The sequence below is a fragment of the Nocardia sp. A7 genome (assembly GCF_046549215.1).
GTDB lineage: Bacteria > Actinomycetota > Actinomycetes > Mycobacteriales > Mycobacteriaceae > Nocardia.
The window spans coordinates 695,174-721,962 of record NZ_JAJPWE010000002.1; the positions used below are offsets into that span (position 1 = coordinate 695,174).

The following is a 26,789-nucleotide window of genomic DNA, read 5'->3' on the forward strand; positions in this document are numbered from 1 at the left end:
ATGCCCGTGTGCGCGGACGGACACCAGTCGCAGTCGACCGATTACTGCGATGTGTGCGGCTCGGCACTCGGCGGCGCGCCCGCGCCCGATCAGGCGGCCCTGCGCCTGTGCCCCCACTGCCAGGCCCCGACGAGTGGGCGCTTCTGCGAGGGCTGCGGCCACGATTCGGCCCTGCCACCGGCAGCCGCGCCGCGCCCGGGGGACCGACCGGAAACGGTTGACCCGTTCACGGCAGGTGCTCGACCCGACGATCGGGGTGGGTTCGATTCCACCGTGATCGCGTCGGGCACGCCGGTCGACAGCGCCGGGTCCGGGATATGGGTCGCCCGGATCTTCGCCGACCGCGAGTTCTACGCGCGCGTCCAAGCCCGTAAGGGGCCCGATGCCGAACGCGTCGAGTTCCCCGACTTCTACCCCGAGCGCCGAATCACCTTGCGTGGCAACCAGTTCCTGATCGGAAAAAGATCGGCCTCGCAGGGCATCGTGCCCGAGATCGACCTCGGCATCGCCCCCGCGGATATCGGTGTCTCGCGCGCGCATGCGATGATCCAGGTCGATCAGGGCGGTGCGCTCACCATTACCGACCTCGGCTCCACCAACGGAACCAGCCTGGACGGCGCCGAAACACCGATCGCTCCGCAGCAGGCGGTCGCGTTGCGCGAAGGCAGCCGGATCCACGTCGGCGGCTGGACCACCATCGCGATCACCGCGGAACCGTAGACGCAGCTGTTCACCAAACGTAGGGTCGGGGCCATGACGAAGTTCGACGGGAAGACCTGCCTGATCACCGGCGCCGCCAGCGGCCTCGGCCGCGCCACCGCCTTCGCGGCCGCCGCCAAAGGGGCGTCACTCGTCCTGACCGACATCACCGCCGACGCGCTCGCCACCACCGCCGAGGAGCTGCGCGCGGCCGGAGCCACGGTGCATCTGGCACACGCGGCCGACGTCAGCGACCATTCCGCGGTCATCGGCTTGGCCGCCCACACCTTCGAGGCGGTCAGCAACGTCGACATCGTCATGAACGTGGCCGGCATCGCCACCTGGGGCACCGTCGACCGGCTCACGCCCCAGCAGTGGCGCCGCACCGTCGACATCAACCTGATGGGCCCGATCCACGTGATCGAGGAGTTCGTGCGCCCGATGATCACCGCGGGCCGTGGCGGTCACCTGGTGAACGTGTCCTCTGCGGCGGGCATCTTCGGCCTACCGTGGCACGCCCCCTACAGCGCCACCAAGTTCGGCCTGCGCGGCGTCTCCGAGGTACTGCGTTTCGACCTGCGCCGCCACAAGATCGGCGTCAGCCTGGTCTGCCCCGGCGCGATGGCCACCCCCATGGCCGACACCATCGACATCGCCGGTGTCGACCGCGACAACGCGGCCTTACAGAAGGCGATCCGCCTGTTCATGCGCCACGCCGTCACACCCGACCAGGCCGCCACCGCCGTGATCAAGGGCGTCGAACGCAACCGCTACTGGGTCTACACCTCCCGCGACATCCAGCTCGCCCACTGGGGCCAGCGCTACTTCCCCTACGGCTACACCCTGGCCATGCGCGGCCTGAACTCCGCAATGACCAACTACGCCGAGAAGAACGCCCTGGTCCGCTAGGTGAGGTCGCTCGGGTCGGTGTTGGCGCCGCAGAGGATGACGCACACTCGTTCGCCGGGTTCGGGCTGGTAGGCCGGTCCCGAACCGGTGTCGAGCAGGGCTGCCAGGGCGGTGGCCGCGCCGTTTTCCACGGCGATGCGGTGTGAGTCCCACAACTGCTGTCTGGCCGCGCGGATCGCCTCGTCGGGCACCAGCAGGGAACGCACGTTCGGATGCTGGGCCGCGGCCAAGGCCATCGCGGACACGTTCGGTGCGCCGAGGGAGTCCGAGGCGATCGAGTCGACGGTGACCTCGACCGGGCGGCCTGCTTCGAGGGCGGCGTTGAGCGATCGCGAGCCCTGTGGTTCGACGGCGACCGTGTGAATCCCGAAATGCTGTGCGGCGATCGCTGTTCCGGTGAACAACCCGCCGCCACCGACCGCGACGAGCACCGTATCCAGATCAGGGATTCGCGCCTGGATCTCGCGCATCAGCGTGCCCGCGCCCGCGGCGATCAGTGGGTGGTCGTAGGCGTGGGAGGCCAGCGCCCCACTGGTCTCGGCGAATTCTCGGCACGCGGCGAGCGCCTGCTTGTACTCGGGACCGATCAGTCGTACCGCTGCGCCGTAGTCACGAAGTCGACCAATTTTGACCGGGGGAGCGGTCTCGGGCAGAAACACCGTGGCGGGCACCCCCGCCTCCCGTGCCGCCCACGCACACGCCAACCCCGCGTTGCCACCTGAGGCGATCGTCACACCCGCGTCCGGCAACGTCCCCGCAGCCGCGTGCGCGCGCACGAAATTCTGCGCCCCACGCGCCTTGAAAGTGCCGGTGAACTGCAGGAATTCCAGCGCGAACCAGAGCGGGTCCGTGCCTGGTCCCGCGGGTGCGACGGTGATCGGGCGAACCAGTCCGTCGATGCGCGCCGCGGCGGCTTCGATGTCAGCGAAAGTCGGGGTCACGCCCACGACTATGCCACCGGATCGGCCGTGCCGAACCGCCCGTTGACCCGGCGCATTGTTACGACGGGTTTACGCCGGGGGCAGTCTGGGTACATAACAGAACGGTAACAAGCTCGAAGGCGGGTAGTCGTGTCGGTCTGGGGACGCGAAACCCCCCAGTGCACCGGCACACGCCCGGCGTGTCAGCAAAGGATGTGCACACACAATGAGCGAGCGAAGCGAGCGGGTAGATACAGCCGCCATCGCGGTCATGTCGGCGCCGAGCGTCAGCGAGGTGTCGGCATGAGCGCGAACCTGATGATTGTCGACGATGACGTCCAGATGCGTGGCGACCTCCGTCGCGCGATGGAGGACGAGGGGTACGCGGTCGCCGAGGCGGGCGTCCCTTCCGACGCCCTCGATCGGCTGCGCAACGACGGGCCACCCGATCTGATGATCGTCGACCTGATGCGCGGCGAGGCCGACGGCTTCGACTGCATCCGGGAGATCCGTCGCGACCACGACGTGCCGATCATCGTGATCAGCACCCGTTACGACACCCACGATGTGGTCGCGGCCCTGGAGGCGGGGGCCGACGACTTCGTGAGCAAACCGTTCGAAATCAAAGAGATCACCGCCAGGATGCGCGCGCTCCGCCGTCGCGCCCGCATCACCGCCGACCGCGACACGACTCCCGAGGCCGTACTCGACGCCGATCCGCACGCTCCGCTGGTGCTCGCCGCCGACGCGGGCGCCGTGCGACGCGGCACCGAGGAGATCCACCTCACGGTCACCGAATTCCGTTTGCTGTGCGAATTGGCGGAGACCCCGGGCCGGGTGCTGAGTCGATCTGTGCTGCTCGAAAGAGTATGGGACCAGGGCTTTTTCGGTGACGAGCGGATCGTCGACGTCCACGTGCGCCGACTGCGCACCAAGATCGAACGCGACCCGTCCGACCCGCGCATCGTGGTTACCGTGCGCGGTCTCGGGTATCGCCTCGATGTGCAGGCGAAGTAAACGATTCGTCATGCAACCGCAAAGAGTTCGACACAAAGACCGCAAAGTCGGCTGGGCACCTTAGGTATATGACAACGTCCACCATGCCCATCGAGCCGACCGCCAGCGCGGCCTCTGGTTCGGAACCGAGATTGCGTCATCCGCGACTGGGCGATGGTGCCCAGCTGTGGCGGATCGCTCGCGACTCGCAGGTACTCGACGTCAATTCCAGCTACGCGTACCTGCTGTGGTGTCGCGATTTCGCCGCGACCTCGCTGGTCGCCGAGCTCGACGGTCAGCCCGTCGGATTCGTCATCGGATATGTGCGCCCGGAGGCTCCGGACACGCTGTTCGTCTGGCAGATCGCCGTCGACGCGCAATGCCGTGGCCGCGGCCTGGCCGCCACGATCCTGCACGCACTGCTCGATTCGGTCGCGGGCGCGGGCATTACGACGTTGGAAACCACGATCTCACCCGGAAACACCGCCTCGCAGGCGCTGTTCTCCGCGGTGGCCCGGGAACGCGGTGCCGATTTGCGCACCGTGGACCTGTTCGAAGAAAACGATTTCCCCGATTCACACGAGGCCGAGCTGCTGTATGTGATTTCACCGGCTCAGCGCCAGGAGGAACGACGATGATCACGACCACCGACACCAGCATTTTCGAGGCTATGGAATCGAACGTGCGCGGATACTGCCGTGACTGGCCGGCCATCTTCAGCACCGCCGAAGGCGCCTGGCTGCGCGACGAGCAGGGCCGCGAATACCTCGACTTCTTCGCGGGCGCCGGCGCGTTGAACTATGGACACAACAACCCGATTCTGAAGAAGGCGCTGCTGGACTACATCGGCAGCAACGGCATCACCCACGGTCTCGACATGTCGACCGTGGCCAAACGCGAGCTACTCGAGACCATCCGCGACAATCTCCTCTCGCCGCGTGGCCTCGACTACAAGGTGCAGTTCCCTGGGCCGACCGGCGCGAACGCCGTCGAAGCCGCGCTCAAGCTGGCTCGCAAGGTCACCGGGCGCAAGACCATCCTGAGCTTCACCAATGCCTTCCACGGCATGACCCTCGGTGCGCTGTCGGTCACCGGCAACGCCGCCAAGCGGGCCGGTGCCGGGGTGCCGCTCGAGCACTCCACCCCGATGCCCTACGACGGCTACTTCGACAACACCATCGAGGACTTCGGCTGGATGCAGCGCGTCCTCGACGACAGCTCCTCGGGTTTCGATCGCCCCGCCGCGGTGATCGTGGAGACCGTGCAGGGTGAGGGCGGGGTCAACCTGGCCCGCGCCGAATGGCTGCGCCACCTGGCCGGACTGTGCGCCGCGCGCGACATCCTGCTCATCGTCGACGACGTGCAGATGGGTTGCGGGCGCACCGGTCCGTTCTTCTCCTTCGAGATCGCGGGCATCACCCCCGATATCGTGACGCTGTCGAAGTCGATCGGTGGCTACGGCCTGCCGATGGCGCTGGTGCTGCTCAAGCCCGAGCACGACCAGTGGGCGCCCGGTGAGCACAACGGCACCTTCCGCGGCAACAACCCCGCCTTCGTCACCGCCACCGCCGCCCTGCGCGAGTACTGGTCCGACGACAAGCTGGCCCAGCGCACCGCCGAGAACGGCGCATACGTGGGCCGCACGTTGAGCGCGGTCGCCGACCGCCACTCCGGGGTGTCCACCCGGGGCCGCGGCATGGTGCACGGCATCGTCTTCGACGACCCGTCGCAGGCGAGCAAGGTGTGCCGCACCGCGTTCGAACAGGGCCTGCTGGTGGAGACCTCGGGTTCGATGGACGAGGTCGTGAAACTGTTGCCGCCGTTGACCCTCGGGAGCGACGAACTCGATCAGGGCCTTTCGGTGCTGGTCTCCTCGATCGACACCGTGTGTGGCGGTGCCGCATGATCGTGCGCACCACCGAAGAGATCACCGGCACCGACCGCGATGTGGCAGGGCCGGGTTGGCGTAGCAAGCGCATCGTGCTCGGCGGCGACAGGGTCGGCTTCTCCTTCCACGAGACGACGATCGAGGCGGGCACCGTCCACAGGTTCCATTACCAGAACCACGTGGAGGCGGTCTGGCTGGTCGAGGGCGAGGGCACGCTGCTCGATCTCGACAACGAGACCGAATACCCGCTGGGTCCTGGCTCGATGTATCTGCTCAACGGCCACGAACTCCATCAGGTCACCGCCCGCACCCAACTGCGGATGCTGTGTGTTTTCAATCCGCCGGTCACCGGCCGCGAGGTGCACGATGAGAACGGGGTGTACCCGCTGATCGTCGAGGAGGAGGATGCCGCCAGTGTCTGATCAGGTCGACCGCTACCCGACCCGGTTGTCCGAGCCTGCCCCGCACATCGAACGCACCGATTCTGCGGTGTGGGGCAAGGTCACCTCGCCGGAGCTGGCCGGATTCGACGCGAACGGTTTCGCGACGATCCCCGACCTGCTCACCCCCGACGAGGTGGCCGCCTTCGGTGCCGAGATCGGTCACCTGGCGGCCGACCCCGTGCTCTACGGCGACGAACGAGTGATCGTGGAACCGGTAGCGGGGCAGGTGCGCTCGGTGTTCGGGGTGCATCAGCTCAGCAAACCGATCGCGGAGTTGATCACCGAATCGCGGATCGTCGGTCTCGCCGAGCAGATCCTCGGTTCGCCGGTCTACCTGCATCAGACCCGGGTGAACTACATGCCCGGTTTCGGCGGTAGCGGTTTTGCCTGGCATTCCGATTTCGAGACCTGGCACGCCGAGGACGGCATGCGCGCGCCCCGGGCGGTAAGTCTGTCGATCGCGTTGACCGACAACTATCCGTTCAACGGCAGCCTGATGATGATGCCGGGTTCGCACCGCACCTTCGTGCCGTGCCTGGGCGAAACGCCCACCGAGCATTATCGGGAGTCGTTGCGCGAGCAGCGAATCGGGATTCCGACGCCGGACGACATCACGTTCCTCGCCGCCCGCTACGGCATCACCCAGTTCATCGGGCAGGCCGGTTCGGCGCTGTTGTTCGACTCCAACCTGATGCACGGATCATCGAACAACATCACCCCGTTCCCCCGCTCGAACATCTTCGTGGTGTTCAACAGCGTGGACAACGCCTTGGTGGAGCCCTTCGCGGCCCCCAAGCGCCGCCCGCAACACATCGCGGGCCGCGACTTCACGCCGGTGCGTGCGGCCACGCCGGAAACTGTTGGCGTACTGGCGGAACAGACGCCCTAGGGCAGCTCGGACAGCGCGGTGAGGGAGGCCGCCGCTCGCGGATCGTCGCGGGCGGCGGCCTTCCACCATTGTTCGGCGGCGTCGCGCTCGCCCTGTTGCAACAACAGGGCACCGAGGTCGTAGGCGGCGCCGCTGTGGCCTGCCTGGGCCGCCTGGGTCCAGAGCGCGCGGGCCGAATCGTGTTCGCCGCGTTCGTGCATCGCGGTTCCGAGATCGTGCAGGGCGCCGCCGACGCCCTGGCTGGCCGGTCGCGGGGGAGGCGGTGCGATGGGGCCTTCCGGCACGGGATCGGCGACCGCGGGTGCCGTGACAACGGGAGTCGGTTCGACAGTGCCGACCGGCCTGATCGGCACGGCGGAAATGACGGGTGTGCGGGGGCCTGTCGGTTCGGCAGGCCCGGTCGACAGCTCGACGACCAGCTCGTTGAAATCGGGTGTCCCGGGGCCGGTGCTGCACCACAGTGTCGACGCCCCGTCGGGGAGCAGGTCGACGACCATCCCGTAATTGCCGGTCCAGGACTGATGGGTGCCCGACCCCGCCACCCAGACGGGCGTGAGGGTGAACAGCGCGTCGGGTGCGTCCGCGGTCACCGAGATGTCGATGCCCTCGGCCAGCGCTTCGTACCAGACGTCCACGCCCGCCAGCGATCTCCCGTTCAGATTCACGTGCCCGTCGTGGACGGAGAGCCCGAGACCGAGGCCCGTCACGTCCTCGGGTGCCATCACCGAGAGCGCACGCAGATGGACCGCGGTCGTCCCGGCGGGCAGCGCTTCGGTGTACATCGGATACACCTGCGCGCCACACCATTCGATCGGATCGGCCCCGTGGTAGCGCTGATCGAGCGGCACCGGGTCGCCAGGGCGTTGCGCGCCGGGATCATTCATCGGTGGCACCCACCCTTTCCGCTGTCGAACCCCCTCGCGGCGTCGAGCGATCCGCGGTTGCGCGCTACACCGTACTCGTGTCTACGCGGGGCCGTGGCCGATTCGCGGCGTCGGCGGTCAGACGGCGACCGATTCGCCGATCTCCTCCTCGACCGCGGCTGCCGCGATCGGTGTCGGCGCGTGGCGTGCCTCGTACCGGCCCGCCACCACGACGAGCACCACACCGACCGCCAACCAGACGAACAGGCCGATCAGACGAGAACCGAACCCGGCGCCGCTGTCGAAGTAGAGCAGATCGCGCAGGCCTTCGACGAAGTCGGCACCGTTCCAGAACGAGTGCAGCGCACCGAAGAAGCCGTTCTGGAGTTCGGGACCGTAGACGCCGCCGGAAGTGGTGAAGTTCAGCATCACGAACAGGGTGATCAGGGCCAGGGTGGTCCAGCGCTTCAGGAAGGTGTGCAGGCCGACACCGATCAGGATGATGCCGCAGCTGTAGAGCCAGGCGATGCCGAACACGCTCGCGAAGTCGCTGTCGATCACGCCGAACACCGGGCCCGCCACGAGCACACCGATCAGGCTGACGATCAGCGCGGTAGCCACCCCGACCGCCGCGCGCATCCGCATCCGCAACATCGCGCCCGCCGCGCCGATCACCGCGACGCTGCCGTACGCACCGACGCTCAACGCGACCAACAGGAAGAAGATGCCCTGCCCCGTCGGATCACCGTCGGCCTTGGTCGTCACATCGGTGACCATCAGCGGCACCCCTTGATGGTCGGACACCGACCGGAACGCCACTTCCGCGGCCATCGCGGTGGTATCGGAGCTCGCCGTGGCGACGAGCAGTTCCGGCCTGGTGGCGTCGGGCACGTAGGCGCCGACGAGCTCGCGGTTCTGCAGCGCGCTGATGGCCGCAGCACGGTCGGGCACGGTGACCATATCGAGGCCCGCGCCGCCGCTGTCCTTCATCGTCTGCGCCAGCACCATCGCTTGCGGTGAGTCGCCGACGACGGCGAGCGTCAGATTGTTCGGCTCGGGCTGGTGGAACGCGCCGAGGTAGGCGAAGGCCATTCCGAGGCACATCAACAGCGGTGTCAGCAGATGTCCGGCGAGGTGCCGGAACTGTGTGCGCGTCATCGAGGAAGATCTCCAAACAGTTGGTAAATGCAACTATGTATGGTTGTAGGATACAACTATGAATGCGCGCGACACAAGAACCGTGGCTGTGGACACCATCCAGCGCGAACTCACCGCCTTCGCCCGTCGCGCCCGCGGCCGCGCCGCCGAACTACACCCCGAGCTGAGCCTGGTCGCCTACAGCATTCTCGACCTGATCCTCGAGCGTGACGGTTGTCTGGCCACCGACCTCGCCGAACAGTTCCTGCTCGACAAGTCGACCGTCAGCAGGCAGGTCGGCGCGCTCGAGCAGCTCGGTTATCTCGAGCGCGTGGTCGACCCAGGCAATCGGCGCAATCACGTCCTGCACGCCACCGCTGCGGGCCGAACTGTCGTCCGGGCCGCCGAGCGTCGCCGCAGGGAGGCCTTCCAGGCGCGTTTCGCCGACTGGACCGACTCCGACGTCGCGGCGATGGCCGGTTACCTGACCCGCTACAACCGCGGCGACTGACCAGCATCCAGTCGGCTATTGCGCGCGTCACTCCCGCCGGTGGGCGGTGCCCCGGTGACGCACGCGAGTCGGTATAGTCGCCGCGGATGAGTAGTGACACCACCCACCCCGAGCAAGCGCGTTCCCCACGCCCGATCAATCGAGCATGGTGGCTGGTGCCGGTGTTGCTCACCATTGTCTCGGTCGTCTGTGTCCGGACGCCGATCTGGCCCTTCGAACGCTATTCCGACGTGTTCATCGATCTTCAGGTCTACCGTCTCGGCATCGAGGCCATGCGCGACGGCGCCGACATGTACGGGCAGCTGCCCAAGACGTCCTTCGGCATCGGCCTGCCGTTCATCTACCCGCCGTTCGCGGCCATCGCGCTGGCACCGTTCGCGCTGCTGCCGTGGGGTGCGGCGAAAATCCTTTACGTCGTGGTGTCGATCGCCGCCCTCGCCTGGACCCTGTACCTGGTCGCCCGCCGCTACCACCCCGACCGCAAGCAGGCTGCGCTGCTCGTCACCGCCTGCGCGGTCCCGCTCGCGATGCTGCTGGAACCGGTCCGCTCGACCATCGACTTCGGCCAGGTCAACCTGCTGCTGATGGTGCTCGTCGCCACCGACTGCTTGCTCCCGAAAACCCGCTACCCCCGTGGCATGCTGATCGGCCTGGCCGCGGCCATCAAGCTCACGCCGGCCGCGTTCGTTCTCTACTTCCTCGTCCGCAAGGACTACAAGGCCGCCGCGACCGCCGCGGCCACCGGCGCGATCGCGACCGTGGCCTCGTTCGCGTTCCTGCCCAAGGAGTCGACGAACTACTGGTTCGGCGGACTGGGAAATGTCTCCGGTCTGAGCGGCTCGGCCTTCCACACCAATCAGTCGATCCAGGCCGTGATGGCGCGCCTGCACATCACCGGGCTCCCCTTCGACGTGCTGTGGCTCGTGCTGGGCGCGCTGCTGCTGGTCCTCGTCGTGGCCGCGATGCGCAAGGCCGCCGACGCCCCCGCGATCGCCCTGTCCCTCAACGCGGTCTTCACACTGCTGCTGTCGCCGATCTCGTGGTCGCACCACTGGGTCTGGATCGCGCCCGCGTTGCTCGCGATGGTCTGCCATGCCCGCACCCTGCCGGTCAGCAGCGCTCGCGGCTGGTACGCCACCGCCGTCGTCGTCGCCGCGGTCTTCGTGATCGCCCCGCACAGTTTCCTGCCCGACGGCGAACACCGCGAGACCTCATGGACGTGGGATCAACACATCATCGGCGACACGTACGTGTGGCTGGCTGTCGCGCTGGTGGTGCTGTTCCTCGTGACCGGTCGACGCTCCGCGCCCGCGCCGAAGGAACCCGTTGCGGTCGACGAGCACGCGCGCGTCGCTTGAGCGATTTTCGTAACGACAGAGGCCCCGATCCATGGATCGGGGCCCCTTTTTTCGTACCGGTCAGATGGTGACGGAGGCTTCGCGTTGGAGTTCCAATGCGATGTCGATGAGTTGGTCTTCTTGGCCGCCGACGAGTTTGCGTTTGCCCGCGCGGACGAGCATTTCGGCTGCGGAGACGTTGTAGCGTTCGGCTTGGCGTTCGGCGTGCTTGAGGAAGCTCGAATACACCCCCGCGTAGCCCATCATCAGCGATTGACGGTCGAGCAGACATTCCTGGGGCATCGCGGGGCGGACGACGTCTTCGGCGGCGTCAGCGATAGCGAAGAAATCGACACCGGTTCTGATGCCGAGTTTGTCGGCGACTCCGACGAACGCTTCGACCGGGGTATTACCCGCACCCGCGCCGAAACGACGTGTGGAGCCGTCGATCTGGGTGGCGCCGGCGCGGACCGCGTAGACGGAGTTGGCGACGGCCAGACCGAGGTTTTCGTGGCCGTGGAAGCCGACTTGGGCGTCGGTGCCGAGTTCGGCCACGACCGCCGATACCCGATCGGAGACCTGTTCGAGGACCAGTGCTCCGGCGGAGTCGACGATGTAGACGCATTGGCAGCCGGCGTCGGCCATGATCCGGGCTTGCTCGGCCAGGACCTCGGGGGGTTGGGTGTGCGACATCATCAAGAATCCGACGGTTTCCAGGCCGAGGTCGCGGGCGTAGCCGAAGTGTTGGATGGAGACGTCGGCTTCGGTGCAGTGGGTCGCGATCCGGCAGATCGAGGCGCCGTTGGCTTGGGAGATCTTGATGTCTTCTTTGACACCGACACCGGGCAGCATGAGGAACGCGATCTTCGCGTTCTTGGCTGTTTCGGCCGCGATCGTGATCAGTTCTTGTTCCGGGGTTTTGGAGAACCCGTAGTTGAACGAGGAACCACCGAGGCCGTCGCCGTGGGTGACTTCGATGACGGGGACACCGGCGTTGTCGAGGGCGGCGACAATGTCGCGGACTTCGGTGGTGGTGAATTGGTGGCGTTTGTGGTGGGAACCGTCACGCAGACAGGTGTCGGTGATACGGATGTCGAGTTCTGTTGAATAGACCATGGTTTCACAAGCTCCTTACACCCGGGCCGAGAGGATCTGGGCGGCGATGACCTCGCCGACGCGGGTCGCGGCGGCGGTCATGATGTCGAGGTTGCCCGCATACGGGGGCAGGAAATCGCCCGCGCCTTCGACTTCGACGAACACCGACACCTTCGCCAGCCCACCGGAAACGACCGACGGCTCGTCGAACTGTGGTTCGTTCAAAAGCCGGTAACCGGGGACGTATTGCTGGATATCGGTCACCATTTGGTGGATGGAGGTGGTGATCGCGTCGTGGTCGGCGTCTTCGGGGATGGCGCAGAAGATGGTGTCGCGCATGATCATCGGTGGTTCGGCCGGGTTCAAGATGATGATGGCTTTGCCACGTTGGGCTCCGCCGATGGTTTCCACGCCACGGCTGGTGGTTTTGGTGAACTCGTCGATGTTGGCACGTGTACCCGGGCCTGCCGAGACCGAGGAGACGGAGGCGACGATTTCGGCGTATGGCACGGGCACGACGCGGGAGACGGCGGCGACGATCGGGATGGTGGCCTGTCCACCGCAGGTGATCATGTTGACGTTCGGTGCATCGAGCAGCGAGGCGAGGTTCACCGGGGGGACTACAGCGGGCCCGACTGCGGCGGGGGTGAGGTCCACGGCGCGGATGCCGAGTTCGGCGTAGCGGGGTGCGGCGGCGCGGTGGACGTAGGCCGACGTCGCCTCGAAGACCATGTCGGGCAAGGTGTCTTGGGCGAGTAGCCAGTCCACACCGTCGGCGGAGGTTTCCAGGCCGAGCCCGCGAGCGCGTTTGAGGCCTTCGCTGTCGGGGTCGATGCCGATCATCCAACGCGGTTTGAGGCCTTCGCTGCGCAGCAGTTTGTAGAGCAGATCGGTGCTGATGTTGCCGGATCCGACGATCGCGGCGGTGACGTTGGCGTGGGACACGGTAGGCCTCCTAGGGGCGGCCGGAACAGACCGGCGAGATGGATGGCTCAGGCGATGAGCGCACGGCGATGGCCTAGGCGAAGTTCAGGCGGACGGAACCGAGTCCGGTGAACTCGGCGTGGAAGGCGTCGCCGGGTCGGGCGTCGATGGCGCGGGTGCAGGAACCGGGCAACACGATGTCACCGGCTTTCAACCGGACACCGAAGTCGGCGACTTTGCGGGCCAGCCACGCGACCGCGATCAACGGGTCACCGAGGACGGCGTCGCTGCGTCCTTCGGCGACGACCTCACCGTTTCGGGTCAGGACCGCATCGATGGCGGTGATGTCGATGTCAGCGGGTGCGACGCGTTGCTTGCCGAGCACCCATCCGGCCGAGGAGGCGTTGTCGGAGATGGTGTCGGCCAGCCCGATTTTCCAGTCGGTGATCCGGGAGTCGATCAACTCGATCGAGGGGGCGTAGGCGACGGTCGCGGCCAACACGTCGGCTTCGGTGCAGTCCTGACCGGGTAGGTCGGTGCCGAGGACGAACCCGACCTCGACCTCGACTCGGGGCAGCAGGAATTTCGAGGTGTCGACGGGGACGTCTTCGTAGACTTCCATGTCGGCGAGCAGGTGTCCGTAGTCGGGCTCGTCGACGCCCATCATCTGCTGCATCGCCAGCGACGACAGACCTACCTTGTGCCCGACGACCTTCCCGCCCTCATCGAGCCTGCGCCGGATGTTGAGCAGCTGGATCTCGTAGGCGTCCACCACATCGATCCCCGGATACCGGTCGACGACGGGGGACACGGCCACCCGATCCAGCTCCGCCCGCGCCAGTTCGGCGGCGAGCCCGGTGCGCATGCCGGTTGTCAGCATCCTGGTTCCCTCTTCTCGTCTGATGTTGCCACCCCATGCTCGTGGTCGAGACCACCCACCGGGCCGCGCCTTCCCGCTGGATGGACAGGAAATTCCGCAGCCGGGCCGGGAATCGCCGCGCACGCGATCACCAGCACGACGGTCGTGACCGCGATGGTCGCGAACACCAGATGTATTGCGGCCGAGAGAGATTGCGGTGTCGACACACCTGCACCATCGAGGCGCGCGTTGACGATCGCGCCGAATATCGCGACGCCAACCGCACTGCCGAGTGACCGCGCGAACATGGTGGCAGAGGTGACGACACCACGTTCGGCCCATCGCGCGCTCGTCTGCGCCGCGATGAGCGTGGGTGTGGCCACCAAACCCATCCCCGCCCCGACCACGAAACACGACGCGGCGACCTGCCACAGCGCCGAAGACTCGTCGAGCAGCAGAGTCGTCGCCGCACCTATCGCCGCGACGGTACTGCCGATCACCGCGCACATCCGGAATCCGAAGCGCAGGTACACCTTTCCCGCCCTGGCAGCGGCCAGCGGCCAGCCGAGGGTCAGTGCTCCGGTGACCAGTCCCGCGACCAGCGCGCTGGTGCCGAGCACGCCCTGATTGAACATCGGCACGTACGTCGTGAATCCGAACAGCAGCGCCCCGCCCAGCATGGCGGCGACGCTGCTCGCGATCACCACCCGCCGGGTGAACACCCACAGCGGCAGAATCGGTTGCGCCGCACGAGATTCGACAATCACGAACAGGATCAGAGACAGTGCGGCGCACCCGAAGACCGCGAAGCCGACCGGCGATCCCCACGCCCAGGCTTGACCGCCCTCGAGCAGTCCGAGCACCAACGCTCCCGCACCCAGCGTGAGAAGCACCGCCCCCGCGTAGTCGATTCCGCGGCGATGCCGGGGCGCGGACTCGTCGAATTTGCGGACAAGCATCCACGCGGCGAGCGCGGCCAGCGGCAGGTTCACCAGGAAGATCCACCGCCAGCCCAGGTAGTCGGCACAGATACCGCCGAGCAACGGGCCCGTTACCGATGCCGCCGCCCACACCCCGGCCAGATAGCCCTGGACAGTGGCACGTTCGGCCAGCGTGTACAGGTCACTGGCGATCACCATGGTCGTCGGCTGGATGGCACCGGCGCCGATGCCCTGAATCGCGCGGAACACGATCAGGGCGAGCATGCTGCTCGCCAGCCCACACAGCAGCGAGCCGAGCGCGAACACCGCGATCCCGAACAGCATCACCGGCTTTCGGCCGAACGTGTCCGCGAGCGCGCCGTAGATCGGCACCGTGACCGCCTGGGCGAGCAGATAGCTCGTGAACAGCCACGGGAACAGTGTGAAGTCGCCGAGACTGTCGGTGATCGACAGCACCGCGGTCGCCAGGATCGTCGAATCGAGCGCGACGAGTCCGGTGGCGAGCATCAGCGAGGCGAGTACCGGCCCGCGTTCCGAGCCGAACCCGACCTCGGATCGTGCGGTATCGGTTGCCACAGAACACCTTTCGCCTCAGAAGCGGATACGGACCTGATCGGTGCGCGGACGAGCCTGGCAAGCCAGGGTGTAACCGGCGTCGATGTCGTCCTGATCGAGGATCGCCGAGTCGGTCATGGTGACCTCGCCGTCGACGACGGTGCACGCACACGAACCGCATTCGCCTTCGCGGCAGGAATAGGGAACATCGAGCCCGTCGGCGAGCATGACGTCGACGAGGGTGCGCGAGCGCGGCCAGCTCAGCGTGTGCACCGCCCCGTCGAGCTCCACCTCCACACGCGCGGCGTCCTCGGAGTCGACGGGGTCGAGCGGCTCCGGCTCGGCGAACGGATCACCGGACAGCGAGACGAACACCTCGGTGGTGACGCGCTCGCGCGGCCACCCGGCACCGGACAGCGCCCCGGTCACCGCCGACATGAACGGGCCCGGCCCGCACACGAACGACTCGAAGGCCGAATAGGGCGCGGCGAAATCGGCCAACTGGGCCGCCGTGGGTAGCCCCTGGAGCGATTCGAGCCAGTGTGCCACGGTGATTCGGCCCGGATACCGCGCGACGAGATCGCGCAGGGCGTCGGCGAAGATGACCGACTCCTGGTCGCGATTGGCGTAGAACAGCACCACCCGGCCCGCACCGTGGGCCAGGGCGGAGCGCAGGATCGACATGAGCGGCGTGATGCCACTGCCCGCCGCCCACAACAGCAGATCGCTGTCGAGACAGGCCGGGGTGAAGGTGCCCTGCGGCGGCAGGACATCGAGGGTGTCGCCGACGGAGATGTTGTCGCACAACCAGTTCGAGCCGTAGCCGCCGACCGTGCGTTTGATCGTGACCTGCGGCGGATCGCCGGTGAACGGCGAACTCGCCAGCGAATAGCAGCGCGCCACCGGTCCGGTCCGCTCGCTCGGGATGCGCACCGTGAGGAACTGGCCCGGCCGGTAGGCGAAGCGTTCCGCGATCGCTTCGGGCACATCGAACACCAGCGAGCGCGCGTCGGCGGTCTCCTCGATCACCGCCGATACCCGCAGCGTCACCACCCGCGAGCCACGCGGAACGTCGACAGTCGCCCTCGTCACTGGTGTCCTCCTCGATCACAGAACCGGCGTTGCGCAGCAACCGTCGCAGGAACGGCGTCGGTGCGGAGCCCGGGTTCCCAGTGGTCGGGAGATCGCCGGGTACTGCCCGCTGACCGGGAAGACCAGGGCAGATGTCGTGGGCGGCGCCCCTAGCGTCGGGCTCGTGGACACCAGATACTCCGGGGGCGCCCGATGAACCGCATGCAGCACACCGTCGCGCTGGTGACCGGCGCGGCCGGGGGAATGGGCCGAGCCCATTGCCGTCGGCTGGCCGAGGAAGGCGCCGACATCATCGCACTCGACATCGAGGCCGCCGCGGCCGAATTGGCCGAGACGGCACAGCAAGTCGAGGCAACCGGTCGCCAGTGCGTCACCGGCGTCGCCGACGTGCGTGACCAGGCATCCCTGGACGTGGCGGTCGCCGACGGCGTCGCCGCACTGGGCCGCCTCGACGTGATCGTCGCCAACGCCGGCATCTACACCGACCTCGGCCTGTCCTGGGAACTGTCGGACCAGGCCTGGCAACGCACCATCGACATCAACCTCACCGGCATGTGGCACACCGTGCGCGCGGCCGTTCCGGCCCTGACCGACGGTGGCTCGGTCGTGATCGTGAGCTCCACCAACGGCATCATCGGCGCGGCTGCAGCCGCGCACTACTCGGCGAGCAAGCACGCCGTGGTCGGACTCGCCCGCACCCTGGCCAACGAACTCGGCCCGCGCGGGATCCGGGTGAACACCGTGCATCCCGGTTCGGTCGCCACGCCGATGATCCTCAACGACACCGTGTACGCCAAACTGCGCCCCGACCTGCCGAATCCCACTCGGGAGGACGCGGCGGAGGCGCTGGCCCGTCGCACGATTCTGCCCGTGCCGTGGGTGGATCCGGTCGACATCAGCAATGCCGTGCTCTACCTCGCATCCGACGAGTCCCGTTACGTGACGGGAATTCAACTCGTGGTGGATGCCGGACTTACTCAGAAGGTGTGACATGGGACGGGTTTCGGGCAAGATCGCGCTGATCACCGGCGCCGCGCGCGGCATCGGGCGCGCACAGGCGATCCGGCTGGCCGAGGAAGGTGCCGACATCGTCGCGGTCGATATCTGCGGACCGGTCGAAACGGTGGTGTCGCCGGGTGCGACCCCCGACGACCTCGCCGAGACCGTGCGTGCGGTCGAGGCGACCGGCGCGCGGATCGTCGCCGCGACGGTCGACGTCCGCGACGGCGCGGCGCTACGGGCCGCTGTCGACGCCGCTGTCGAGGAGCTGGGTGGTCTCGACATCGTCTGCGCCACCGCTGGAATCAGTTCCAGCGGTGCGGCATTGGAGCTGACCGAACTGCAGTGGCAGACGATGATCGACGTCAACCTGACGGGCGTGTGGCAGACGTGCAAGGCCGCCACCCCGCATCTGATCGCGCGCGGTGGCGGCGCGATGATCCTGACCAGCTCGATCGCCGGACTGCGCGGCCTGGTCGGCGTCGCGCACTACACCGCCGCCAAACACGGGGTGGTGGGACTGATGCGCTCGCTCGCGAAAGAGCTCGCCCCGCACCATGTCCGGGTGAACTCGGTGCATCCGACCAACGTCGACACCCCGATGATCCAGAACGACATGGTGCGCAAGGTGTTCCGGCCCGACCGGGAGAATCCCACCCGCGAGGAGTTTGCGGAGGCGGCTGTGTCGATGAACATGCTGCCGATCCCGTGGGTCGACCCGGTCGACATCGCCAATGCCGCCCTGTTCCTCGGCTCGGACGAGGGCCGCTACATCACCGCGGTGACCCTGCCCATCGACGCGGGCAGCACCCAGCGCTAGCCGCGGAAACAGCTAACCGCGGAAACAACGAATGCGCGGGCCGCCGAAATGGCGGCCCGCGCATTCGGTTGTTCAGCGTGCAGCGTCCTTGCGCGTGAGGAAAGCCAGTACCGCCGACTCGAATTCGTTCTTGCGTTCGATCATCGCCCAGTGCCCGCAATTCGGGAACACGTGCAGTTCGGCGCGCGGGATCGTGCGCATCGGGATCAGCGCCATATCGAGGGGGCTCACCCGGTCGTCGCGCCCCCAGGTGATCAGCGTCGGCGCTTTGACCTTGTGCAGCATCGCCCACGGCGGCGGTGCGTCCGAGGCCTCCATGGCCTTGATCATCATCGCGAACGCGGCCTTGCTGTACATCCGGCGGGCACTGTCGAGGGTCGCGGGATCGGTGGCCTGGGTCCAGCGCTCCTCGATCAATTCCTCGGTGACCATCGCCGGGTCGTACACCATCGAATGCAGCCACTGGATCAGCCGCTCGCGGGTGGGTTCCTCGGTGAACTCCTGCAGCAGCTTGATGCCCTCGCCGGGCCCGGGGCTGAACAGATTGCGGCCGATACCGCCGATCGTCGCCAGCTTGCCGACCCGCTCCGGGTGGGCGATGGCGTAGTTGAGCGCCACCCCGCCACCCATCGAGTTGCCGATGATGTCGACGCTGTCCAGACCGAGCGCGTCGACGAAACGGCCCACCGCGTCGAGCGCGGTGACCATCGGATGGCCACCGAAGTCGTCGCTCACCCCGAAACCGGGGAATTCCAGGACGAGACAACGGAATCGGTCCGTGAAGGCAGCGAGATTGCCGCGGAAGTTGCGCCACCCGGTGACGCCGGGTCCCGATCCGTGCAGGAGCAGCAGCGGCGGACCCTCGCCCGCCTCGTGATAGCGCAGAACGCCTGCGTCGGTAGCGATCTCGCGCAGCGTGCCCTCGTAGCTCAGGTCGGTCACGCGTGGGTACCGCCGTCGATGCGGATCTCGGTGCCGGTGATGAACGCACCGTCCTCGGAGACGAGCATCGCGATCACGCCCGCCACCGCGGTCGGGTCACCCATGCCCGCACCGCCGGATTCGCGGTCGGTCGGCAGGACGGGAGACAGCTTGCCGAACAGTGCCCAGTCGGCGTCGGCGGGCACGTATCCCGGTGTGGCGTCGGTGATCCCGGACTTGATGCTGCCGGGCGCGACGCAGACCGCACGCAGGCCCTTGCCGCCGTATTCGAGGGCGATAGCGTGGGTGAAGGACTGGATGCCGCCCTTGCTCGCCGCGTACGCCGCCATGTACGGGTGCGCGAACGCCGCCGAGGTGGAGCTGAAATTCACCACGGTCGCGCGCGGATTGGCCAGTAGGGCGGGCAGTGCCTCGCGGACCACCAGGAAGGTGCCGGTGAGGTTCACCCGGATGATCAGGTCCCACAGGTCGAGGGAGGTCTGCTCGGTGTGCGAGGCGCGCAGGATGCCCGCCGCGTTCACCAGCGAATCCAGTCCGCCGAGGGACTCGACCGAGGATCGAACGCCCGCGATCACCGACTGTTCGTCGCCGATATCGAGGACAAGGGTGCTGAGCCGGTCCGCGGTGCCGCGCTCGGCGGCCTGTGCGCTGGTCGCGGCGAGACCGTCGGCCGACACGTCGGCCGCGACCACCATGGCGCCCTCGTCGAGCAGCCGCAGCGCGGTGGCCTGGCCGATGCCCGATGCGGAGCCGGTGACCAGCGTCCGGTGATTGTCGAGTCTGTTCATCATTGTCTCCTGGTCTTGGTGTCAGCCGAGTCGGCCGGGAACCGGTTCGTGGCGGAGCTGATCGGTCGCCAATACGCCTGCGCGGACGGCATTCTCGATGGAATCGCGCAGGGCGGGGCAGGTGGGGATCCAGCTGCTGTGCTCACCGAGTGCCGCGCGTCGAGCGAACTCGGGGCACGAGGACTCGGCGTCGTCGAGCCACTGGATACTGGTGTGGCTCGGACTGAATTTCTCTGCCAGCACCTTGTTACCGCAGGTGGCGCATTCGACGGGTTGCACGGCCGCCCGCCTATCGCTCGCCGGCGGCATGGCGCGCGCCGATGTAGCCGAACACCATGGCCGGACCGATCGTCGCGCCCGCACCGGCGTAGTCGTTGCCCATCACCGCCGCCGATGTATTGCCCGCGGCGTAGAGGCCGGGGATGGGGGAGCCGTCGGCGCGCAGCACCTGGGCGTCGGCGTTGTAGACCAGTCCGCCCTTGGTGCCGAGGTCGCCGATCCGTACGCGCAGCGCGTAGAACGGGCCCTTGTCCAGCGCATCGAGTGCGGGGGTGGCCAGGGTCGGATCGCCGTAGTAGTTGTCGTAGGCGCTGACACCGCGGCCGAAGTCCGCGTCGTGCCCCTCGCGGGCGAAACCGTTGAAGCGTCCGACGGTCTCGCGCAACGCGTCGACGGGCACGTCGATCGCGGCGGCGAGTCCCTCGATGTCGGGTGCGGACCGAATGAGGCCGGTAGACGTCCATGAGGCCGGGAACTTCTGACCGGGCACAATGCCGCCGATGGGGTAGCGGCTCTTGGCTTTCGCGTCGAAGATCAGCCAGGCCGGATCATGGCCGCCCTTCAGCTGGGCGTGCACGAACGTCACATACGGGGAGGCTTCGTTGGTGAAGCGCTTGCCCGCGCTGTCGACGATGATCGAGCGCGGGATCGACCGCTCCGCCACCAGCACCTGGTTGATGCCTTCCGGGCGCTGGAACGATGGCATCCACCACGCGTCGTCCATGAGATCGACTGCCGCGCCGATTTTTTCACCCGCGATGATGCCGTCGCCGGTGTTGTCCGCCGACGCCGCGCTGAAATTGTCGCGCCCGCCCTCGGGCAGGTGGTCCTTGCGCATGGCCTGGTTGTATTCGAAACCGCCGGTGGCGAGCAGCACACCGTCGCGCGCCCTGATCCGGATCTCCCGGCCGTCGCGTTCGGCGAGGACACCGAGCACCGCGCCTGTGTCGTCGGTGATCAGCGAGCGCAGCGGGGTGTCGAGCCACAGCGGCGCCCCGGCATCGCGCACCGCCAGCCGCAGCCGGGCGATCAGTGCCCGGCCGAGCGTGTCCATGTGCCTGCGCAACACGATCGCCTTGATCGCCCGCAGCCCGGTCAGCAGCGCGGTCCAGCGTGCCTTCCAGGTGCGGGTCACCATATTGAGCTGGACGAAGTCCTTGGAGGTGATGAACAGTCCGGGCGGCGTCGCCAGCGCGGCGGGACGCAGGAGATCCTCGTCCGCGCCGAGCTGTTTGAGATCGACCGGCAGCGGCTCGATGGACCGGCCCGCGGGCCGACCGCCCGGTGCTTCGGGGTGGTAGTCGGAATAGCCGGTGCACCACTGGAAACGCAGGTGCGGGCTCGTTTCGAGGAACGCGAGCATCTTCGGGCCCTCGTCGATGAAGGCGTCGAGGTTGTCGGTCGGCACGCGATCGCCGACGACGGCGTCGAGGTAGGCGCGCACGTCGGCACGGGAATCGCCAAGGCCTTCGCGCAGCAGGGTCGGATTGTTGGGCACCCAGATGCCGCCACCCGAGAGTGCGGTACTGCCGCCGTAGACCGAGGCCTTCTCGATGATCAGCGTGTCCAGGCCGCGGTCGGCGGCGGCGAGCGCGGCGGTCAGCCCGCCCGCGCCGCTGCCGACGACGAGGAAGCCGACTTCGTGATCCCAGTGTTGTTCTGTCACAGTCATTCTCGCCTCGCTCAGCCGACGACCATGTCGTCCTGGGACCAGAACGCGCGCATGCTCACGATGCGGGCGTCCTCGTCGAAGGTCATGACATCGATCGGATCCAGGGTGAAGGTCTGCTCGCCGAACTTGGTGACCACCCGGAAGCTGAACGCGGCGCTGTCGCCCGCGACGCGAATGGTGAACAGTTCGGTCGAGCGCTCCAGTGGCTCGATGTTCTCGTAGAACTTCGTGATCGCGGCATGGCCGACGTACGGGTCGGTGCCGACCGGGTCCTCCACCGTCGCGTCCTCGCGGTAGAGGGCGACGACGTCGGCGGCCGTACCGCTGCCGACGGCCTCCACATATTTGCGCACCGTCGCGCGAATGTCGTCCGCTGAAGCCATCGTGTCGCTCCTGAAGTAGTAAGGGTGAGTAGGTGAACCGAACCACAGTTCGCGGCCCGAGGGGCCCGGTCTCTCCCGACCAGCGGGAGAGACCGGGAGTGGGTCATTCGCCGAGGATGTGGCGGACGGCGAGGTGGCTGAACAGCATGGACGCGCCGATCGGGTTGCCACCGCCGGGGTACACCTCGCCGCTCACGGCGGCCATGGTGTTGCCCGCGGCGTAGAGGCCGGGGATCGGTGCGCCGTCGCGGCCGAGCACCCGCGCCGCGCTGTCGGTGCGCAGGCCACCCTTGGTGCCCAGATCGGAGATGCCGAACGCCGCGGCGTGGAACGGGCCCTTCTCGATGGTCACCAGCGGCGGTTCGCCATTGGAGAACGCGCGGTCGTAGGCTTCGTCGCCGCGTCCGAAATCAGGGTCGACGCCGGTGGCGACCATCGCGTTGAACCGCTCGACGGTGGCCTCCAGGTTCGCCGCGGGCACACCGATCTTCGCGGCGAGTTCGGCGAGGGTGTCAGCGGTGTGCCACAGCCCGGCCTCGACGTACTTCTCGGTCTCGACCATGGAGACATTGGTGGCCTTGATCGGTGGCACCTCGCCTTCTTGGTCGTCGTAGACCATCCAGAACGGCAGGGTCAGCCCGCGTTCGCGCATCTGCCGGATGACATCGCGACCGAGCCGGTCATAGGGTGCCGACTCGTTGACGAAACGATTGCCCTGCTGGTCGACGAAGATGCCACCGGTGAACCACAGCGCGAATGCCGAACGCCCGTCCGGATGGGTCAGTCCGGGCGACCACCACGCCTGATCCATCAGATCGGTATCGGCGCCCACCGCGATGCCCGCCTCGTGCGCCTTGCCCTGATTTCCCCACGGCCCCATCGTGTCTCGCGCGTCGCCGGGCACGCCGTACTGCTCGCGCAGCGCCGCGTTCTGCTCGAAACCGCCCGCCGCGAGGATCACGCCGCGGCGCGCGCGGATCGCGACCCTGGCACCGTCGCGTTCGACGATCGCGCCGGTCACCACACCGTCGGAGACCACCAGTTCCACCAGCGGCGAATCCAGGTGCAGCTGCGCGTGCGGATAGCTCGAGATCGCCCGCAGCATCCGCCCGATCAGCGCCTGACCACCGATCAGCAGGTCCGGCAGTGGCGCGCCGAGCCGGTCGGTGTCGAGCGGTCCGCGCAGCGACTCGCGCAGCGGGCCGAGCTCCGCGGCAGGCAGCGGTGTCGGCATGATGTGGCGCTGACCGTCGAGCCGGGCCTTGGGCGCCTTCCCGAAGTAGTCCGGCCACGGCAGTGGCATGAACGCGAAATGATCGTCGGTTTCGAGGTATTCGATGAGATCGCGACCCCGCCGGACGTAGGTCTGCTGCAACTCGTCCGGCGTGCGGTCACCGACCACGGCGCGGTAGTACGTCAGCGCGTCGTCGATGGTGTCGTCGGTGCCCGCCCGCTCGAGCACCGGGTTGCAGGGGAACCACACTCCGCCGCCGCCCGAATACGCCGTCGTGCCACCGAACTTGTCGGTCGCCTCGACCACCGCGACGCTGAGTCCCTCGCGGGCGGCGGTGTAGGCGCCGGCCAGGCCGCCACCCGACCCCGCGACCAGCACATCGACCTCGTCGTTCCAGTCCACCATCGTTCCTCCTGGTACCACCTCGAATTGTGCTCGACGGTAGGCCGCGCGCCCGCGGTGGTGGGGTGGATCTCCCGATCACCGGGAGGGCGAAATGTGCCGGTCAGCGGGAAGGGGGCCTGCTCGAACGCGGTGCGCGTCCTTAGCGTCGCCCGCAGAGAAACCGGTCTCCATCGAAAGGTAGGCACTGTGAACCCCGAGACCCCATCGGCACCAGCGAAAGGCCAGGCCGACGTCGACGTGGTCGTCGTCGGCGCGGGCATCGCCGGCCTCTACGCGCTGCACCGTTTCCGCGGCAGCGGTCTCACCGTGCGGGTGTTCGAAGCCGGTGACGGAGTGGGCGGCGTCTGGTACTGGAACCGGTATCCGGGCGCGCGCTGCGATGTCGAGAGCGTCGACTACTCGTACTCCTTTGACGACGCGTTGCAACAGGAGTGGGACTGGAGCGAGAAGTACGCCACCCAGCCCGAGATCCTGGCCTACCTCGAGCACGTCGCCGACCGCTACGACCTGCGCCGCGACATCGAGTTCAACACCCGCGTCACCGATATCGTGCTCGACGAGCAGACGCTGCGCTGGCAGGTCGACACCGACACCGGCCGCGTGGTCTCGGCCCGGTTCGTCGTGCTGGCCACCGGCCCGCTGTCGAACGCCAACACCCCGGCCATCGACGGACTCGACACCTTCGCCGGGCAGCTCCTGCACACCTCGCACTGGCCGCACGAGGGGGTCGACCTCACCGGCCGCAGGGTCGGCGTGATCGGCACCGGATCCTCCGGCATCCAGACGATCCCGTGCGTGGCCGAACAAGCCGAGCGGCTGCACGTGTTCCAGCGCACCGCCAATTACAGTGTGCCCGCGGGCAATACGCCGCTGACCGAGCAGGACCGGTTGGCGCAGAAGGCGAACTATCCCGAGCGCAGGCGGCTCTCGATGGCCAGCGGCGGCGGATCGCCGCACCAGGCGCATCCGGAATCGGCGATCGCGGTGAGCGCGCAGCGACGGCGCGAAGCCTACGAGAAGCGCTGGGCGCTGGGCGGTGTGCTGTTCAGCAAGACCTTCCCGGACCAGCTCACCTCCCTCGCCGCCAACGACACCGCCCGCCAATTCTGGGAGGAGAAGGTGCGGGCCGTGATCGCGGACCCGCGCGTCGCCGATCTGCTCGTTCCGCACGACCACCCCATCGGCACCAAGCGGATCTGCACCGACACGAACTACTACCAGACCTTCAATCGCGACAATGTCGAGTTGGTCGACCTGAAGGCGACCCCGATCACCCGGATCGACGCCACGGGCGTGCACACCACCGACACCCACTATCGGCTCGACACCCTCGTGCTCGCGACCGGATTCGACGCGATGACCGGCTCGGTATCGCGGATGAACATCGTCGGACGGGGTGGCGAGACGCTCAACCAGGCCTGGCGGGAAGGGCCGAAGACCTATCTGGGACTGGGGATGACGGGCTTTCCGAACCTGTTCAACCTCACCGGCCCCGGCAGTCCGTCGGTGCTGGCCAACATGGTGCTGCACTCGGAACTGCACGTCGACTGGGTGGCCGAAGCCATCGGCTTCCTGGACGAGAGGGGAGCGGCGGCGCTCGAGGCGCGGGCGGACGCGGTGGCGGACTGGGTTCAGGAATGCGGGAACCGGGCCGCGGGAACGCTGATGACACAGGCGAATTCGTGGTACCTGGGTGCGAACATCGAGGGCAGGCCGCGGGTGTTCATGCCCTTCGTCGGCGGGTTCGGCGTCTACGGCGAGATCATCGCCGAGGTCGCGGCCGCCGGGTACAAGGGCTTCGACGTCATCGAGGCGTGAGAGTCGACGACGGGGTGGTCCGCTGCGGACCACCCCGTCGTCGTGTCAGGCCGCGAAGCCGCCGAACCCACCCTTGTAGAACAGCAGCGGCCTGGCACCCTCGGTAGCCCGCAGGTCACCGACGCGGGCGAGCACCACCGTGTGATCGCCCGCGTCGTGCTCGAGCTTCACCGTCACCTCGATCTGGGCCAGCGCGCCGACCAGCGCGGGCGCGCCGTTGCCAGCCCTGTCCCACTCGACGCCCGCGAACTTGTCCGCCCCGCTCACCGCGAACTGGCGGCACAGCGCGCTCTGCTCCTGCGCCAGAATGTTGATGCACAGCGCGCCCACCCGGCGCAGCAGCGGCCAGCTGGTCGAGCTCTTGGCCGGGCAGAACGACACATACGGCGGGTCAAGCGACACCGACACCACCGACTGACAGGTGAAGCCGAGCGGTCGCGTCCCGTCATGGGCGGCGATCACCGCGACGCCGGTCGCGAAGTGCCCGAGCACTCGGCGCAGCTCCGCGGGAGCAGGGATACCCGCGTCGACGACGACGTTGTCCGCATTCATAGAGGTCCTTCCGAACGGAATTCGATGCGTCCAGAATCCGGGAAGATCGGGGATCGGCTCAAGACGGCCTCCCGGTCAGTGGTTGTCGAGGGGCGAATTGCGAGAAGACCGGTTGCTAATATGCGGCAATGGCTACCTCCGACCCCGACTCCGGCGTGCCCAACCTGCCGCCGACCAGCTGGGCGGTGCTCGCCATGCTCTCCTACGAGGAGGAGATCTCCGGTTACGACCTGAAGAAATGGGCCGACTGGAGCCTGCGCTACATCTACTGGACCCCGTCCTACAGCCAGATCTACGCCGAGCTGAAGAAGCTCGAACAGCACGGCTTCGCGAGCTCGCGTCTCGATCCCGACAACACCATGCGTGCCAGGCGGCTGTACCAGATCACCGCGGAGGGTCGGGCCGCGGTGACCACGTGGTGGAACAAGGCACCCGTGGATCCGTCGGTACTCAAACACCACGTGCTGCTGCGCGTCATGTTCGGCCATCTCGGGTCCCCGGATCGGCTCAAGCAGATCCTGCACGACCATATCGCCGACGTCGACGAACTCGCCCAACGTGCCGCGATCGATGCCGAGGCCGCGAAATCCGAACCGGGCTGGGCCTACTCGCAGCTCGTGCTGCAATGGGCGCAGCGCCACTACGCGACCGAACGCGACCTCGCCCAGCAGCTGATCGATGACATCGACAACGCGGCCACCGTGTTGGCGGACGCCGAACACGACGACCGCGCCGAATACCCCCATCCGACGCCGGGCCGCTGGCGCGAGATCGAGCAGCGTGTGCGCGCAGAAGTACTCGAGCGGCACGACCCGGCAGACTAGGCCGCGTTTCCCCTG

General features: G+C 67.6%; 28 protein-coding genes. 13 read left to right on the top strand and 15 right to left on the bottom strand.

The annotated features are described in order from the left end of the window. Positions 1 to 720 carry an FHA domain-containing protein gene (locus ACLJPD_RS14600; RefSeq protein ID WP_410872620.1) on the top strand — a complete coding sequence of 240 codons (720 nt, stop codon included), beginning with the start codon at positions 1 to 3 and terminating at the stop codon, positions 718 to 720. Positions 721 to 753: 33 nt separating this feature from the next. Then, positions 754 to 1,608, top strand: coding sequence for an SDR family oxidoreductase (locus ACLJPD_RS14605; RefSeq protein WP_410872622.1), 855 nt, complete (start codon positions 754 to 756; stop codon positions 1,606 to 1,608). Here ACLJPD_RS14605 and ACLJPD_RS14610 read toward each other — a convergent pair. Further along, positions 1,605 to 2,549, bottom strand: a complete 945-nt coding sequence (locus tag ACLJPD_RS14610) for a threonine/serine dehydratase (RefSeq protein WP_410872623.1) — start codon at positions 2,547 to 2,549, stop codon at positions 1,605 to 1,607. The two genes, ACLJPD_RS14605 and ACLJPD_RS14610, sit on opposite strands and share 4 nt — an antisense overlap. Before the next feature lie 282 nt (positions 2,550 to 2,831). Between ACLJPD_RS14610 and ACLJPD_RS14615 the strand changes: the two genes are divergently transcribed. The 5 genes from ACLJPD_RS14615 (at position 2,832) to thpD (ending at position 6,744) form a co-directional block, all read left to right on the top strand. Further along, positions 2,832 to 3,545 carry a response regulator transcription factor gene (locus ACLJPD_RS14615; protein ID WP_410872624.1) on the top strand — a complete coding sequence of 238 codons (714 nt, stop codon included), beginning with the start codon at positions 2,832 to 2,834 and terminating at the stop codon, positions 3,543 to 3,545. Between the two features lie 68 nt (positions 3,546 to 3,613). Next, positions 3,614 to 4,162 (top strand): diaminobutyrate acetyltransferase, encoded by a 549-nt coding sequence (gene ectA / locus ACLJPD_RS14620; protein WP_410872625.1) that lies wholly within the window; start codon positions 3,614 to 3,616, stop codon positions 4,160 to 4,162. Continuing rightward, positions 4,159 to 5,430 (top strand): diaminobutyrate--2-oxoglutarate transaminase, encoded by a 1,272-nt coding sequence (gene ectB / locus ACLJPD_RS14625; protein WP_410872626.1) that lies wholly within the window; start codon positions 4,159 to 4,161, stop codon positions 5,428 to 5,430. The genes ectA and ectB overlap by 4 nt, the downstream gene beginning before the upstream one ends. Continuing rightward, complete coding sequence (locus tag ACLJPD_RS14630) at positions 5,427 to 5,834, top strand: ectoine synthase (protein WP_410872627.1); 408 nt, start codon at positions 5,427 to 5,429, stop codon at positions 5,832 to 5,834. The genes ectB and ACLJPD_RS14630 overlap by 4 nt, the downstream gene beginning before the upstream one ends. Next, positions 5,818 to 6,744 carry an ectoine hydroxylase gene (thpD, locus tag ACLJPD_RS14635; protein ID WP_410872628.1) on the top strand — a complete coding sequence of 309 codons (927 nt, stop codon included), beginning with the start codon at positions 5,818 to 5,820 and terminating at the stop codon, positions 6,742 to 6,744. Before ACLJPD_RS14630 ends, thpD begins: the two co-directional genes overlap by 17 nt. Here the strand turns inward: thpD and ACLJPD_RS14640 are convergent. Together ACLJPD_RS14640 and ACLJPD_RS14645 are read right to left on the bottom strand one after the other, a co-directional pair. Beyond that, positions 6,741 to 7,628, bottom strand: a complete 888-nt coding sequence (locus ACLJPD_RS14640; protein ID WP_410872629.1) for a tetratricopeptide repeat protein — start codon at positions 7,626 to 7,628, stop codon at positions 6,741 to 6,743. The two genes, thpD and ACLJPD_RS14640, sit on opposite strands and share 4 nt — an antisense overlap. A gap of 117 nt (positions 7,629 to 7,745) precedes the next feature. After that, on the bottom strand, positions 7,746 to 8,765 hold the full coding sequence (locus ACLJPD_RS14645; protein ID WP_410872630.1) for a hypothetical protein: 1,020 nt from the start codon (positions 8,763 to 8,765) through the stop codon (positions 7,746 to 7,748). 58 nt (positions 8,766 to 8,823) lie between these two features. On the opposite strand from ACLJPD_RS14645, the gene ACLJPD_RS14650 reads away from it, so the two are divergent. Then, on the top strand, positions 8,824 to 9,255 hold the full coding sequence (locus ACLJPD_RS14650; protein ID WP_410872631.1) for a MarR family winged helix-turn-helix transcriptional regulator: 432 nt from the start codon (positions 8,824 to 8,826) through the stop codon (positions 9,253 to 9,255). 86 nt (positions 9,256 to 9,341) lie between these two features. Next, complete coding sequence (locus ACLJPD_RS14655) at positions 9,342 to 10,613, top strand: glycosyltransferase 87 family protein (protein ID WP_410872632.1); 1,272 nt, start codon at positions 9,342 to 9,344, stop codon at positions 10,611 to 10,613. A gap of 60 nt (positions 10,614 to 10,673) precedes the next feature. Here ACLJPD_RS14655 and dmpG read toward each other — a convergent pair whose 3' ends face one another. From dmpG to ACLJPD_RS14680, 5 genes are all read right to left on the bottom strand, one after another. Next, positions 10,674 to 11,708, bottom strand: a complete 1,035-nt coding sequence (dmpG, locus tag ACLJPD_RS14660) for a 4-hydroxy-2-oxovalerate aldolase (RefSeq protein WP_410872633.1) — start codon at positions 11,706 to 11,708, stop codon at positions 10,674 to 10,676. 15 nt (positions 11,709 to 11,723) lie between these two features. Next, on the bottom strand, positions 11,724 to 12,632 hold the full coding sequence (locus ACLJPD_RS14665; RefSeq protein WP_410872634.1) for an acetaldehyde dehydrogenase (acetylating): 909 nt from the start codon (positions 12,630 to 12,632) through the stop codon (positions 11,724 to 11,726). A 73-nt stretch (positions 12,633 to 12,705) separates the two neighbouring features. Further along, positions 12,706 to 13,491, bottom strand: coding sequence for a 2-keto-4-pentenoate hydratase (locus ACLJPD_RS14670; RefSeq protein ID WP_410872635.1), 786 nt, complete (start codon positions 13,489 to 13,491; stop codon positions 12,706 to 12,708). After that, a complete protein-coding gene (locus tag ACLJPD_RS14675) occupies positions 13,485 to 14,987 on the bottom strand; it encodes an MDR family MFS transporter (protein ID WP_410872636.1) in 1,503 nt (500 codons plus the stop codon). The genes ACLJPD_RS14670 and ACLJPD_RS14675 overlap by 7 nt, the downstream gene beginning before the upstream one ends. A 15-nt stretch (positions 14,988 to 15,002) precedes the next feature. Next, positions 15,003 to 16,058: a 2Fe-2S iron-sulfur cluster-binding protein gene (locus ACLJPD_RS14680; RefSeq protein ID WP_410872637.1), complete on the bottom strand. Its 1,056-nt coding sequence runs from the start codon at positions 16,056 to 16,058 to the stop codon at positions 15,003 to 15,005. Positions 16,059 to 16,250: 192 nt separating this feature from the next. On the opposite strand from ACLJPD_RS14680, the gene ACLJPD_RS14685 reads away from it, so the two are divergent. Beyond that, positions 16,251 to 17,048: a mycofactocin-coupled SDR family oxidoreductase gene (locus ACLJPD_RS14685; RefSeq protein ID WP_410872638.1), complete on the top strand. Its 798-nt coding sequence runs from the start codon at positions 16,251 to 16,253 to the stop codon at positions 17,046 to 17,048. A gap of 1 nt (position 17,049) precedes the next feature. Further along, positions 17,050 to 17,877: a mycofactocin-coupled SDR family oxidoreductase gene (locus ACLJPD_RS14690; protein WP_410872639.1), complete on the top strand. Its 828-nt coding sequence runs from the start codon at positions 17,050 to 17,052 to the stop codon at positions 17,875 to 17,877. A gap of 72 nt (positions 17,878 to 17,949) precedes the next feature. Here the strand turns inward: ACLJPD_RS14690 and ACLJPD_RS14695 are convergent, their stop codons facing one another. The 6 genes from ACLJPD_RS14695 to ACLJPD_RS14720 all read right to left on the bottom strand — a co-directional run bounded on the left by ACLJPD_RS14695 (position 17,950) and on the right by ACLJPD_RS14720 (position 23,580). Continuing rightward, positions 17,950 to 18,819 carry an alpha/beta fold hydrolase gene (locus ACLJPD_RS14695; protein ID WP_410872640.1) on the bottom strand — a complete coding sequence of 290 codons (870 nt, stop codon included), beginning with the start codon at positions 18,817 to 18,819 and terminating at the stop codon, positions 17,950 to 17,952. Beyond that, on the bottom strand, positions 18,816 to 19,607 hold the full coding sequence (locus tag ACLJPD_RS14700) for an SDR family NAD(P)-dependent oxidoreductase (RefSeq protein ID WP_410872641.1): 792 nt from the start codon (positions 19,605 to 19,607) through the stop codon (positions 18,816 to 18,818). Before ACLJPD_RS14700 ends, ACLJPD_RS14695 begins: the two co-directional genes overlap by 4 nt. 21 nt (positions 19,608 to 19,628) lie before the next feature. After that, complete coding sequence (locus tag ACLJPD_RS14705; protein ID WP_410872642.1) at positions 19,629 to 19,886, bottom strand: hypothetical protein; 258 nt, start codon at positions 19,884 to 19,886, stop codon at positions 19,629 to 19,631. 10 nt (positions 19,887 to 19,896) lie between these two features. Continuing rightward, the gene (locus tag ACLJPD_RS14710; RefSeq protein ID WP_410872644.1) at positions 19,897 to 21,558 is read right to left on the bottom strand and encodes an FAD-dependent oxidoreductase; all 1,662 of its coding nucleotides are present in this window, start codon (positions 21,556 to 21,558) and stop codon (positions 19,897 to 19,899) included. Between the two features lie 11 nt (positions 21,559 to 21,569). Further along, positions 21,570 to 21,941 carry a nuclear transport factor 2 family protein gene (locus ACLJPD_RS14715; RefSeq protein ID WP_410872645.1) on the bottom strand — a complete coding sequence of 124 codons (372 nt, stop codon included), beginning with the start codon at positions 21,939 to 21,941 and terminating at the stop codon, positions 21,570 to 21,572. A gap of 103 nt (positions 21,942 to 22,044) precedes the next feature. After that, positions 22,045 to 23,580 (bottom strand): FAD-binding protein, encoded by a 1,536-nt coding sequence (locus tag ACLJPD_RS14720; RefSeq protein ID WP_410872646.1) that lies wholly within the window; start codon positions 23,578 to 23,580, stop codon positions 22,045 to 22,047. Positions 23,581 to 23,766: 186 nt separating this feature from the next. On the opposite strand from ACLJPD_RS14720, the gene ACLJPD_RS14725 reads away from it, so the two are divergent. Then, on the top strand, positions 23,767 to 25,398 hold the full coding sequence (locus ACLJPD_RS14725) for a flavin-containing monooxygenase (RefSeq protein ID WP_410872647.1): 1,632 nt from the start codon (positions 23,767 to 23,769) through the stop codon (positions 25,396 to 25,398). Between the two features lie 45 nt (positions 25,399 to 25,443). On the opposite strand, the gene ACLJPD_RS14730 is transcribed toward ACLJPD_RS14725, so the two are convergent. Further along, a complete protein-coding gene (locus tag ACLJPD_RS14730) occupies positions 25,444 to 25,950 on the bottom strand; it encodes a flavin reductase family protein (protein WP_410872648.1) in 507 nt (168 codons plus the stop codon). Positions 25,951 to 26,078: 128 nt separating this feature from the next. Here ACLJPD_RS14730 and ACLJPD_RS14735 point away from each other — a divergent pair, with 128 nt between their 5' ends. Further along, positions 26,079 to 26,774, top strand: a complete 696-nt coding sequence (locus ACLJPD_RS14735) for a PadR family transcriptional regulator (RefSeq protein ID WP_410872649.1) — start codon at positions 26,079 to 26,081, stop codon at positions 26,772 to 26,774. Positions 26,775 to 26,789 lie beyond the last annotated feature (15 nt).